The following is a 12,764-nucleotide window of genomic DNA, read 5'->3' on the forward strand; positions in this document are numbered from 1 at the left end:
GCGTTAAACTACTTTCACCAGCAGGGTGGCCTTGAGGTTCGACACGTTTTTTCCCTGTATAAAACAGGTATAGGAGCCTGGTTTTGCCCCATCCGGCACTTTGATGGCGATCTTCACACTGCCGTTGCTGCCAGGCTGTAAAACGAGCGGATTGGGGGTGTACGTGATAGCCGCCGCGGCTATCTGGTTGTTGGACGCGTCCATCAGCGCGGTGTTTGTGAATTCGATGGTCTTCACGTCCGTTTTACTGTCGTTTTCCAGCGTGATGGGCACTTCCAGGGCCTCGCCCGCTTTCATGTCTTTGGGCGCGTGGATAAGGGGGATCTGAACAGGGTCTTCGGCCTGCGGGCTGCCATCCGTGCCGTCCGTACCGCCCTGCCGGATATTGATGATGCGGGAAGCGAGGCTGCCTGCATTTTTCACGGCAATGGTGGTAAAGTCTATGAGGAGGTCTATCACATCATGCGCATCCTGCCTGAAGCGGGTAAGGAGCTCTTCCTTGTTCCCGCCCCTGAGCTTCTGTACGTCCGTGAGTTTGCCTTCTATCTGTTTGGCCGCCACAATGCCGCGCGCAATCTCCTCTTCGAGGATATTGGCTGCTTTCAGCACTATTTTGGATGCACTGTCTACGATATTACCCAGGCCTTCGAACTGGATGCCGGTGGCGGGAGCGCTTTTTTCGGGCGCCGGTTGTGTGGCAGCCACCGGCTCCGCCGCTTTTTGCTTCGCTTTTACGGGCATATAGGGGATGTTTTGGGGGATGAACGATATACTGCTAACCTACGGGCGGTACGTGCGTTGTGGGGCCGCCGGGGTTATCATTCGGTTTGTCATTGGGCTTATCGTTGCTGTCCCGGCAATTGAACAGGCGGGTGACGCCTTTGATCACGATCTCGGCGAACGGCTGTCCCAACAGGTTGATACCGATGCGGTAATTGCTTTCGGCGCAGATAGGCTCGCATAATTTGATACATAACGGAACGGCCTGTCCCTGGTTGTGCAGCATGCTGACCTGTAAAGGTTTTTCGTTGAAAAAGTGCTCAAGGCGGGCGTTTCCCTCTTTTGGCCACTCGACAATGTGGACATTGTGATCTTCTGCCATGATGAGAAATTTTGAGGTTAAAGGAAATCTAAGGATTCTTCTTTCTTTTGGAACTTTGGAGTCTACAACGGTTACTATACCAAATCTAACTAAATAATCCCATGCAAAAAAGAAAACCGGGTTAATTCTTCGGTCCGGTTTTAGCCGGATTCCCGTAATTTTGCAGGATGAATACCGATATCGTACATATTTTACCATCAGACTTCTCCCCGGCCAGCCGGGTTTGGATATACCAGAGCAACCGGCCTTTTTCAGCCAAGGAAGCCGTTGAGATCGAAGAACAGCTCCACCAGTTCACCGAACAATGGAACTCCCACGGAACGCCCGTAAAAGGCTGGGGACGCCTCCTGTTTGACCAGGTGATCGTGCTCATGGCGGACGAAAGCGAGGCGGGCGTAAGCGGATGCAGCACAGACAGCTCCGTGAGGATCATAAAAAGCATGGAAAACCAGTATAGCGTAAACCTGTTCGACCGCCTGGCGCTGGGTTTCATCGTGAAGGAAAAATTGCAGCTGCTGCCCCTGGCGCAGGTAGGCTACGCGATCGAAAAAGGGTATATTTCCACAGACACCATTTACCTGAACAATACCGTGCAGACAAAAGGCGAACTGGAGAAACACTGGCTCGTGCCGCTGAAAAACAGCTGGCTGGCCGGCAAACTCGGGCTGCACGCCTATTAAAAGATATTTAACCCGCGGAATCACCGCGCTGAAAAGGGTGCACCGGATTCCGATGCACCCTTTTCTCTTCCGGCCCTATGGGAAAATAATAGTTGGCCGCTTGCTGAAAGTTTTATTAATTTGGGTCAGTTACTCTTTTAAAAAATCAATCAGAATCCGAACATCCAACAGAATCCACGAAGAAATAATATTGCGTTAATATTTGCCATCGAACAATTCTATACTTTTCCGGCATGATGAATGAGGAAGTGCTCCACCAATATTTCCGCCAGGTATGTGACGACGGTGACCAGGATGCCTACAATGAGCTGTACAAAGCTTTGTGTTCGCGCCTGATCCACTTCTCCGCCGCTATTACCGGCAGCTGGCAACTGGCTGAAGAAATAGTGTCGGACGTGTTTATAATGCTCTGGCGCAAACGGGCACAGCTCTCGAACGTAGCCAATCCCGTGGTATACCTGTACGTGTGCACGCGCAACCAGAGCCTCAACGCCGTGCGCCAGCACCGCCGGCACCAGCACCTGAGCCTGGACAACCTGGATACAGACGCCCTCGCCATCCTTCCCGATACCGAACAGAATATGCTTTCCGCCGAAGTGACCCAAAAGATAGAATCCGCCATCCGCAGCCTCCCCGCCCGCTGCCAGCTGATATTCCGGCTGGTGAAACAGGACGGGCTGAAATACCGCGAAGTGGGCGAACTATTGCAGATATCCCCCAAAACGGTGGACGCCCAGCTGGCCATCTCCGTTAAAAAAATAGCCGAAGCGATCCGCCTGGATATGCCGGCAGATCTCGCCCAATCTTACCTTCTCCGCTAAACCGAAAAAAAATTTCTAATCCTTTAGGGAACTTTTATTCCTGAAACTGTCCTTGTATTATGATGCATGATAAGATCTGGAACCTGCTGGCCAAAAAAATGGCAAACCAGTTGCCGCCTGAAGAGGAAAAGGAGCTGGAACGCCTGCTCCAGCAGCATCCTGACGCTTCTTACGTAAAGGAAGTAATGATGCAGCCCTGGAAAGACAAACACAAACGCTTCAGTCCGGAAGAAACGGACCAGGCTTTGCAACGGCATCGTCAAAGACTGGAAGCCGCCATGGAGACCGAAGAGGAGCCTGAGCCCGGTACCGGCCGCATCCGGCGGATGATATTCCGCCTGACCGGTGTAGCTGCCGCGCTGGCGCTTGCGTTTTATGTGGGGTACGCCTTGTGGCCCAAACAGAAGGGCCAGGCCACTGAAGAATTGCAGCAAATGGTGACCCATCAGGGCTCCCGCTCGCAGATCAAACTGCCGGACGGCACCACCGTATGGCTCAATGCGGGCAGCCAGCTGGACTATCCCAAACAGTTCGCCGGCAAAACCCGTGAAGTGACGCTCGCCGGTGAGGCCTTCTTTGACGTAACCAAAGACGCCGAGCATCCTTTTATTGTCAAAACAAACACCTTTTCCATCAGGGTACTGGGCACCACCTTCAACGTACGCGCCTACCCGCATGAAGACAATGCCGTAACCTCCCTGGTGACCGGCGCCGTGGAAGTGGTGATGGACAAAAAGACCGTGCGCCTGATGCCGAACGAAAAACTCAGCGTATCCACCCTTCAGCCCGTGAGCAGCGGCGTGGCGGACCGTGAGACTATCGTGCCCGCGCCCGCCGTGAAATCCACGCTGACCGAAGTGAGGGACAGTGTGATCGCGGAGACGGCCTGGGTGCAGAACAAACTCGCTTTCAAATCGCAGCCCCTCGAAAAAGTGGTCATACTGCTGGAGCAGTGGTATGGCGCGGATATCCGCTTCAGGAACGAAGATAAAAAACAGGTGAGCCTGACGGCCGTATTTGAAAAAGAATCGCTGACGGAGGCATTGGAAGCGCTGGAGCTGACAGGATCATTTCATTTTAAGAAAGATGCCGCGGGCATTATCTGGATAGAATAAAAAACAAAATCAATTTTCGGGTGTAAACAGGAACAGGTAAAACGAATGCGGGAATTATAGTATATCGGGACATGCCCGCATTGAATATTTCGCTAACAAACAGAACAAATTAGAGCCGGATGCGGGAAGATATACCTGCATTTAACATGTGAAAACTTAACAGGCTGTGGGTGCAACGGCATGACCTTGCACACATTTAATTTCTCGAAAAAGGATCATTACATTTTTAACGACATGCCGATGGTATAACAAGACACACCAGCACAAATTTTTAATTAAAGCAATAGGGCCAAAAAAAACGGGAAATGTTCGCACCATTCCCCGTGTAATTACCGGCTAATGACGTTGCTATGCGTATACATGAACTATTTCAATTAACCGACAATTCAAAGGTATGAAAAAATGTCAAGAGGTGAGATGGCTTCCACCCCGGCGAGGCCTCAAAAAACTACTCCTTATTATGAAGCTCTCCGCGATCATCGTTTTTGTTGTATGCATGCAGGCTAGTGCCTCCGTACGCGGGCAGAACACGATTTCCGTAAAATTATCCCGCACCAATCTTGAGAAGGCATTCTCACTCATTGAGCTCACAACGGAGTACCGTTTTGTGTACAATGATGATCATCTCCCGCTCACCACCAGGGTGAGCCTGGACGCCAGGAACTGGCCCATCACCAAAGTGCTGGACCAGATGCTGCAAAATACACAGCTCAGCTACCGCCTGATGCCGAACAACCTCATCGTGATAGCCCCCGCCGGCAACGAACGCAGGGATGTAACGGCCAAAGGTAAGGTGAGCAGCCCTTCCGGCGAACCTTTACAGATGGTAAGCGTGCGCCTGAAAAATACGCAGATAGGTACCTTTACCAATGAAAAAGGCGAATTCGAGCTGAAAGTGCCGGAAGAAGGCATCCTTGTGTTCAGCTATGTGGGTTATGAATCCCAGGAGCTGCCCGTGAACGCCGCATCTGCCATGCAGGTAAAGCTGGAGCCCAATTCCAACTCCATGGAAGAAGTAATAGTGGTAGGTTACGGCACCCAGCGCAAGATCAATGTAACCGGCGCCATAGACCAGATAGGCGGCAAACAGCTGGCTGAAAGGCCCATTGCCAATGTATTCCAGGGCCTGCAGGGCCTCAGCCCCGGCCTCAACATCACCTATTTCGGCGGCCAGCCGGGTCAGACGCCCACCATCAACGTGCGCGGCTTTACCTCCATCAACGGCGGCTCCCCTCTCGTGATCATCGACGGTATCGCCTCCGCCACGGATGACCTGCTGCGCCTGAACCCTTCAGACATCGCGTCTATCTCCGTGCTCCGCGATGCTGCTTCCGCAGCCATTTACGGCGCCCGTGCCGCATACGGCGTATTGCTGGTGACCACCAAAGAAGGAGTGTCCGGCGGCAGGCAGCTGCTGTCTTATAACAACTACTTCGCCATGTCAAGGCTCACCGTACTGCCCGAGGCGGTTACAGACCCTTACATTTATTCCCGCGTGCTGGAAACCGCTACGGACAATACACCCTGGGATTATGTGAACTACACCGACGACCATTACGCCTGGGCCAAACAACGGTCCGAAGACCCTTCCCTCCCGGAAGTGCGCGTAGATCCCTCCGATCCCAACAAATGGGCTTACATGGGCAGCAATAACTGGAACGACTATTTCTTCGCCAAAAGCAGCCCTTCACAATATCATTCCATCTCCCTCAGCGGCTCCGCCGAAAACGGCAAAAAGCTGCCGGTGTCCTACCTGCTGAGCGCGGATTATACTAAAGAAAACGGCCTGAACAAACTCACCAAAGACGACTGGGACCGCTATGGCCTGCGCGGCAAGCTGAACCTGAGACCGCTCAAATGGCTGAGTGTGGACAACAACCTGAACATTTACCAGACACGCAGGACACAGCCCACCGTCAACATTACCGACATCTACTACCTCCAGCCAACAGATGTAGCCAAAAACCCGGACGGCACCTGGGCCAATACCGGCGCCGGCAATCTTGCAGCCAGGCTCACAGAGGGCGGCGGCAGGCAGGACACCCGCTTCGGCTTCCAGAACATTGCCAAAGCCACCGGCACCTTCCTGAACGGCGACCTGCAGATCACCGGCGACGCCAGTTTCAAACGCGAGCTGTGGAAATACCACACCGACAGTAAAAAATACAGCATCGGTTACGGACCGAACGACATCCGCCAGGTGGGCGGCGCAGGTTATGTGACCGAAAATACGGGCAATATCAACCATGATGTGTTCGACCTGTTTGCCAACTACAACAAAACCTTCGGCAAACATGCCATCAAACTGCTGGCGGGTTATAACCAGGAAAGTTATAAATGGCTGCTGACAACCTCTACCCGTAACGGTCTCATTTCCTCCAGCCTGCCCTACATCGGCCTTACCAGCGGCGAAAGCACCATCACCGTTCCGTTCGGCAATGACTGGAACTATGCTATCCGCAGCTTCTTCGGCCGTGTGAATTATACCTACAACGACAAATACATTCTTGAGCTGAACGGCCGTTACGACGGCTCTTCCCGCTTCCCCGAAAGCAACCGCTGGGGCTTTTTCCCGTCTGTATCAGCAGCCTGGATCGCCAGCGAGGAATCGTTCATCAAAAACAATATCAGCCAGCTGAGCACCCTCAAACTGCGTGCATCGTATGGCAACCTGGGCAACCAGAGCGTGGACTACTTCGGTTACATGCAGCTGTTCCCCAAAGACGACCAATCGGATTACCTGATCGGCGGCAACGTCATCCCCGTGATCACCGGCTCCCCCACCCTCCAGGTGGACCCGCGTACCTACACCTGGGAAAAAGTGACCACGGCAAACGTTGGTGCTGACGTAGGCATATTCAAAGACAAAATACTGGCCGGCTTCGACTACTTTGTACGGAACACCACCGGCATGCTCACGCCGGGCCAGGAGCTCCCCGGGGTACTGGGTACAGCGGTGCCAGAACAGAACGCGGCGGACCTCAGGACCAAAGGCTGGGAACTTTCTGTGAACTACCGCGATTATGTGAACGTAGGCGGCAAACCGCTGAACTTCTCCGTACGCGCCATTCTCTCCGATTCCCGTACCCGGATCACCAAATTCAGGAACGATCAGAAACTGCTGAACAACTACTATGAAGGCCAGGAAATAGGCGAACTGTGGGGCCTTACGAACGACGGCACTTTCAAAGACGCGGCAGAGATCGGCAAGCTGGACCAGACCGATCTTATTCCCTGGGGCGCGATAGACGTGGTGCCCGGATGGCCCAGGTACAAAGACTTTGACGGCAACAGCAAGATCGAAAGAGGCTTTAGCGCAAACGATCCGAAAGACCTGCGCGTGATCGGCAACACCTCCCCCCGCTACCGCTACGGCATCAACCTCGATATGGACTGGAACGGCATAGACCTCTCCGTGTTCCTGCAGGGCATCGGCAAGATGGATTATTATCCGCACCACTACCTGTACTGGGGCCCTTACCAGCAGCCATACGCCAACATTTATCCCTGGAACCTCGACTTCTACCGAGGCGAAGCCGATACAGACGCAGAGCGCGCCAAACACTCCGCATCCTACATCGCGGCTGGCCTGGCGGACGCCAATCCGAACGCATATTTCCCGGTAATGCAGTCATGGCTGGCGGATAACAATTATACCAACAGCGGCGGCAGGACCGGCCTGGATATGCCACAGACCAAATATCTGCTGAACGCGGCCTATCTCCGCATCAAAAACGTAACCATCGGTTACACGCTGCCCAACTCCCTCACCAAACGTTACAAGATCAGCCGCCTGCGCCTGTTTGTAAGCGGTGAGAACATCTTCGAGTTTTCGTCCATCAAAAAATACCTGGACCCTGAATCCATCACCGACGGCTATGGCTGGGAATATCCCTACCAACGTAAATACGCGGCCGGCCTGAACCTGGACCTGTAATGGATTAAAACTGTAAATGAACTGAACATGAAAAAATTACCGATATACTTGATAGCGGCGCTTGCAGTAACCACTTCCTGCAACAAGGACTTCCTGAACCGCTACCCGGAAACGGCCATCACACCGGAAGTTTTCTTTAAAACACAGGAAGACCTGGCGCTTTATATGAACGGTATGGTGTCCCAACCCGGCACCGGCGCATACTTCAGCGACCAGAACACGGACAACTGCGCCACTACTGCCGCCGTGGAAATGAAAAATATCATGACCGGCACGCCCACCGCCACCAATATCACCGGCGGCTGGGACTGGGGGCGCCTGCGCAACCTGAACTATTTCCTGGAGAACTACGAACGCGCCGCCACCACGCAGGAGATCAAAGATCACCACGCCGGCCTTGCAAAATATTACCGCGCCATCTTTTACTTCGAAAAAGTAAAACGTTACTCTGATGTGCCCTGGTACTCCAAACCGCTGGACCCTTCGGATGCGGAACAGCTCAACAAAGCCCGCGACCCGCGCGCGCTGATCGTGGACAGCGTGATGAACGACCTGGCATTTGCCGCCGCGCATGTAAAGGACCGTTCTTCCAACACGCCCGCCGTACCTACCAATACACCGGACAAATGGTCCGTGATGATGATGTACGCCCGCATAGCCCTGCACGAAGGCACTTACCGCAAATACCATCCTGAACTGAGCCTCGGTGGCAGCGCAAACAGCTTCCTCGAAAAAGCAAGGGACATTTCGCTGGAGATCATGAACAGCGGAGAGTTCCAGATATACAACACCGGCAAGCCCGAAGCGGATTACGGCCTCCTGTTCAACAGCCAGGACCTCAACAGCAACAAAGAAGTGATCCTCGCCACAGCATATGATCAGACCAAACAGATGGGCTCCAGCAACAACGGCACCATCTTCGGGGATTACGAAGGCTCACCCGCGCGCAGCCTGGTGAACGAATACCTGATGAAAAACGGCACGCGCTTCACAGACCAGCCCGGCGCCATGCAGATGCCATTCACCCAGGAATTCCAGAACAGGGATGCCAGGCTGATGCACACCGTGGCTTATCCCGGCTGGAAGTTCGTAGCCGATGCCGCTCCCTACATTCAGAAACTCAATAAAAAATTCAGCGGCTACCACCAATTGAAAGGATATTACAATACCACGGACAACATCCTGCTGAACAGCGTGGACTTCCCCGTATACCGTTATGCGGAGGCCCTGCTCGCCTATGCCGAATCGCTGGCGGAATTGGGCACGCTCACACAGGCGGACCTGGACAAATCGGTTAATCTCCTGCGCGCAAGAGCAGGCGTTGCGCCTATGAACCTGGCCGCCGCCAATGCCAATCCGGACTTCTTACTGAGTACATCCTACCCGCTGGTTAGCGGTGCTATGGAAGGCGCTATCCTTGAGATCCGCCGTGAGCGCCGCGTGGAATTCGCACTGGAAGGTTACCGCTTCGACGACCTGATGCGCTGGGCTGCCGGTCAGCTGCTCGTAAAGATCCCCCAGGGCATGTACTTCCCCGGGCTGGGCAAATACGACATGACGGGAGACGGTCATGAGGACATCATCCTGATCGACAAAACCGCTACCATCCCGCCGGACGCCACCAAGGAAAAGAACGCCCTGGGCGTGCGCCTGGTGTACTACAAAGCCGGCACCATCAATGACGACGTGACGGTATACCTCAGCAACGGCACCAACGGCTACATGGTCACCGAAACGGGCACACGTACCTTCATCGAACCGAAGTATTATTACCGCCCCGTGCCGCAAAGCCAGGTATTGCTCAATCCCAATCTGAAACAGATATTCGGTTGGTAGGAAAATGACGTTAATTTGTAAACAGAAATAATTAATCGGATGAGACGACACGGCTTATTGTTATTGGTATTATTCACGGCGGGCGCCAGCTTCGCGCAGAACAAAAAGAAAGCGGTATTTATCATTGCGGACGGTATTTCCGCCGATGTGATAGAATCGCTGAACACGCCCAATATGGCGGCTATCGCCAAAACGGGCGCTTACATCCGCGCATATGTGGGCGGCGAAAAAGGCGGTTATTCCCAAACCCCCACTATCTCCGCGGTAGGCTACAACAGCGTGCTGACAGGCACCTGGGCGAATAAACACAACGTCTGGGACAACGACATCGCCGCGCCCAACTATCATTACCAGACCATCTTCCGCATACTCAAAGAGCAGCACCCGGAAAAGAAAACCGCCATCTACAGCAGCTGGACGGACAACCGGACCAAACTCGTAGGCGACGGCATGGCCGCCACCGGCAATATCAAATTCGATTACAAGTACGACGGCTATGAGCTGGACACGGTGAAATTCCCGCAGGATAAAGGCCGCGACTTCATGGAAAAGATCGACGACCTCGTGGCCACCGAAGCCGCGAACAGCATCCGCAAAGATGCGCCGGACCTGTCCTGGGTATACCTCGAATACACAGACGATATGGGACATATGTATGGCGACAGCCCGCAGTTCCACAACGCCATCCGCAAGCTGGACGACAAGATCGGGCGCATCTGGGAAGCTATTCAGTACCGTCAGAAGGAACATAAAGAAGACTGGCTGATCATCATCACGACAGACCATGGCCGCGACGAACACTCCGGCAAAGGCCATGGCGGCCAGACCGCCCGCCAGCGCTCCGGCTGGATCGTGACCAACCAGGCGAAGCTGAACAACTACGCGCAGTATTATTACCCAGGCGTAGTGGACATCATGCCCACCATCGCACGGTTTATGGATCTCCGTTTACCCCTTCACGTGAGCCGCGAATCGGACGGCATTGCGCTCACCGGTAAGGTATCCGTTGCACAGCCCACATTGCTCAAAGCGCCCGGCCAGCTGGACCTGAGCTGGAAAGCGATGGATAAGGAAGGCACCGTGAAGATATGGCTCGCCAGCACGAACAAATACAAAGAAGGCGGTGAAGACGAGTACAAAATGGTGGCTGAAGTGCCCGTGACCAGGGAACATTACCAGATCGACATCAAAGATACCCCCTCCGAATTCTACAAAGTAGTGCTGGAAGGAAAGGAGAATATGGTCAACAGGTGGATCGTGAAAGAAAAAAAGAAATAAAAACACTTTCCTATCTCAACAAAAAGGCAACTGGTTTTCAATCAGTTGCCTTTTTTATTTGGGTTTTAGCCCAAACTGATTTAACTTTTCATTAACAAACAAACGTAACGGATTCTGTCAATACCCGCTAATCGGAACCGCCTGTCATGAACACGATCTCACATTATCTCAAAAACATTATCAACCTGGGTGCACAAGGTGCGGATGCGAACCAGGCGAGGTCTATCGTGATCGTGAATATCATGGGCATTATCCCCGCCATTTTCACCGTCATCATGGCTCCCATCCTTTACTGGGTGACCGGTGACCTGGCGATACTGATCAGTCCATTGATAGAAGGCTCCATCCTTTTTACCATACCGCTCTGGAACGTACTGCGCCGGCACAACATTGCCAAACTGGTGATGTATTCCACCCATAGCCTCGGCCTGCTGTACTTCGGCCTGCTGATGGGGCCCAATGCGAATATCGAACTGATCGTTGTATTCCTGATAGGGCTTTCTTTCCTGATCTACCCGAACGTAACCCCGAGAGTGATCAGCATCGCGGCCGTTGTGGGCGTATTGACCATACTTGGCATCAGTTTCGGTTATCACTTCGTGAAGTGGCTCGTACTGGCCGCCACCATCCTGCTGAACGTGATGGTGTTTTATTTTTATTCCGCGCATTTTAATGAAAGCATCGATACGCTGGTGAGGCTGAACAAAGCCAAGAGCCAGGAATTCAACCGTACCAACCATGAAACGCGCAACCACCTGAACGTGGCGAACACCGTGTGCGAAGAATACCTGCGGAACTTTCCCAGCGATACGGAAAACGTAACGATCCCGGTGAGGGACGCGAAAGCGCTGAGTTTTTCCATCAACCGCATCAAGGAAGTGGTGAACAATGTGCTGGACTACAGCCAGCTGGAGCACAGCCGGCCAACACCCGCTTACAAAAAAGTAGACCTGGAGCAGTGGGTGGAAGACCTGATCCAGTCCTACCAGGTATTTGCCGGTGAGAAAAACGTGAGCATCGTGCTGGAGCTGATGCCGGGCCTTCCCGACAAAGTGCTGGCCGATGAAAAGGCCATGACCACCATACTTTCCAACCTTCTTTCCAACGCCATCAAGTTCACCCACGCCGATACCGCCATTTCCGTGCAGCTGGATGCCGGGCGTGACAATATCATCATGCGGGTGACAGACCAGGGGCCGGGGCTTACCGAAAGCCAGCGCGCGCACCTTTTCCAGGCTTATATTACTGACCGCGGCAACCGTTATAAAGGCACCGGCCTGGGTATGCCTATTGTGCTGGAAACCCTCAAACTGCTCAGGGGCAGCATTACGGTAAAAAGCAACACCGGCATGGGCAGCGCATTCACCGTCACCATCCCGGTAACCGTGCCGGAACAGGAATCTGTATCGCCAACCGAACAGTTAAGACCATTGGGCAAAACGGTGCTGGTGGTGGATGATAACCCTATGAACCTCCGCGCATCGGAAATGCAGCTGAAAAAAATAGGCTGCGCCGCCATCAAACACACGGACGTACTTGCCGCCATCCAGTCCACTTTCCTGGAATGCCCTCACCTTATACTTCTTGACTACCAGCTAAACGGCATGGATGGGCTGGAGGCCATCCGCCTGATCAGAAAACAGGAACATTTAAAAGACGTACCGGTAATTATAACATCCGGTGTTGCCGGCATAGATACCAATAAAGGATTACTGGCAGCCGGGGTAACGGGTTTCCTAAGCAAACCCATCGAGCTGCACCGCCTGTACCAGTATATACAATTGTCAGAAAACGCGTTAACAACCAGCTGAAAAAACCGGCACAACTAAAGACACAGTGCCCAATGATCCATACAGTTCCAAAACATGCGGAACCGTGTGACTGTTTGATGTTTTACTGCGATATTCCTGCCTGTAGAGTAATCCTGCGTTTGCGGCCATGCGCTGTTACTTCGAGAGACGCGCCAGCCATACCCTTGCTTTTTCTTTTTTGAAT

General features: G+C 53.2%; 9 protein-coding genes. 7 read left to right on the plus strand and 2 right to left on the minus strand.

Annotated elements, in window-relative coordinates; all coding sequences use genetic code 11:
* Positions 1-3: 3 nt before the first annotated feature.
* Positions 4-741 carry a COG1470 family protein gene (locus tag EG028_RS25550; protein WP_120519191.1) on the minus strand — a complete coding sequence of 246 codons (738 nt, stop codon included), beginning with the start codon at positions 739-741 and terminating at the stop codon, positions 4-6.
* A 34-nt stretch (positions 742-775) separates the two neighbouring features.
* Entirely contained in the window at positions 776-1,102 is a 327-nt protein-coding gene (locus EG028_RS25555; protein WP_120519192.1) for a hypothetical protein, read from the minus strand.
* Between the two features lie 167 nt (positions 1,103-1,269).
* Between EG028_RS25555 and EG028_RS25560 the strand changes: the two genes are divergently transcribed.
* The 7 genes from EG028_RS25560 to EG028_RS25590 all read left to right on the plus strand — a co-directional run bounded on the left by EG028_RS25560 (position 1,270) and on the right by EG028_RS25590 (position 12,580).
* Complete coding sequence (locus tag EG028_RS25560; RefSeq protein ID WP_120519193.1) at positions 1,270-1,782, plus strand: hypothetical protein; 513 nt, start codon at positions 1,270-1,272, stop codon at positions 1,780-1,782.
* Between the two features lie 233 nt (positions 1,783-2,015).
* Positions 2,016-2,603, plus strand: coding sequence for an RNA polymerase sigma factor (locus EG028_RS25565; protein ID WP_120519194.1), 588 nt, complete (start codon positions 2,016-2,018; stop codon positions 2,601-2,603).
* A 59-nt stretch (positions 2,604-2,662) separates the two neighbouring features.
* A complete protein-coding gene (locus EG028_RS25570; protein ID WP_120519195.1) occupies positions 2,663-3,718 on the plus strand; it encodes a FecR family protein in 1,056 nt (351 codons plus the stop codon).
* Positions 3,719-4,178: 460 nt separating this feature from the next.
* Positions 4,179-7,655, plus strand: a complete 3,477-nt coding sequence (locus EG028_RS25575) for a SusC/RagA family TonB-linked outer membrane protein (RefSeq protein WP_162946637.1) — start codon at positions 4,179-4,181, stop codon at positions 7,653-7,655.
* A gap of 27 nt (positions 7,656-7,682) precedes the next feature.
* Positions 7,683-9,491, plus strand: a complete 1,809-nt coding sequence (locus tag EG028_RS25580; protein ID WP_120519197.1) for a RagB/SusD family nutrient uptake outer membrane protein — start codon at positions 7,683-7,685, stop codon at positions 9,489-9,491.
* Positions 9,492-9,530: 39 nt separating this feature from the next.
* Positions 9,531-10,769, plus strand: coding sequence for an alkaline phosphatase family protein (locus EG028_RS25585; RefSeq protein ID WP_120519198.1), 1,239 nt, complete (start codon positions 9,531-9,533; stop codon positions 10,767-10,769).
* A 146-nt stretch (positions 10,770-10,915) separates the two neighbouring features.
* Positions 10,916-12,580, plus strand: a complete 1,665-nt coding sequence (locus EG028_RS25590; RefSeq protein WP_120519199.1) for an ATP-binding response regulator — start codon at positions 10,916-10,918, stop codon at positions 12,578-12,580.
* The last annotated feature ends 184 nt before the right edge of the window (positions 12,581-12,764 follow it).

The organism is Chitinophaga barathri, from assembly GCF_003807585.1.
Classification (GTDB): Bacteria; Bacteroidota; Bacteroidia; order Chitinophagales; family Chitinophagaceae; genus Chitinophaga; species Chitinophaga barathri.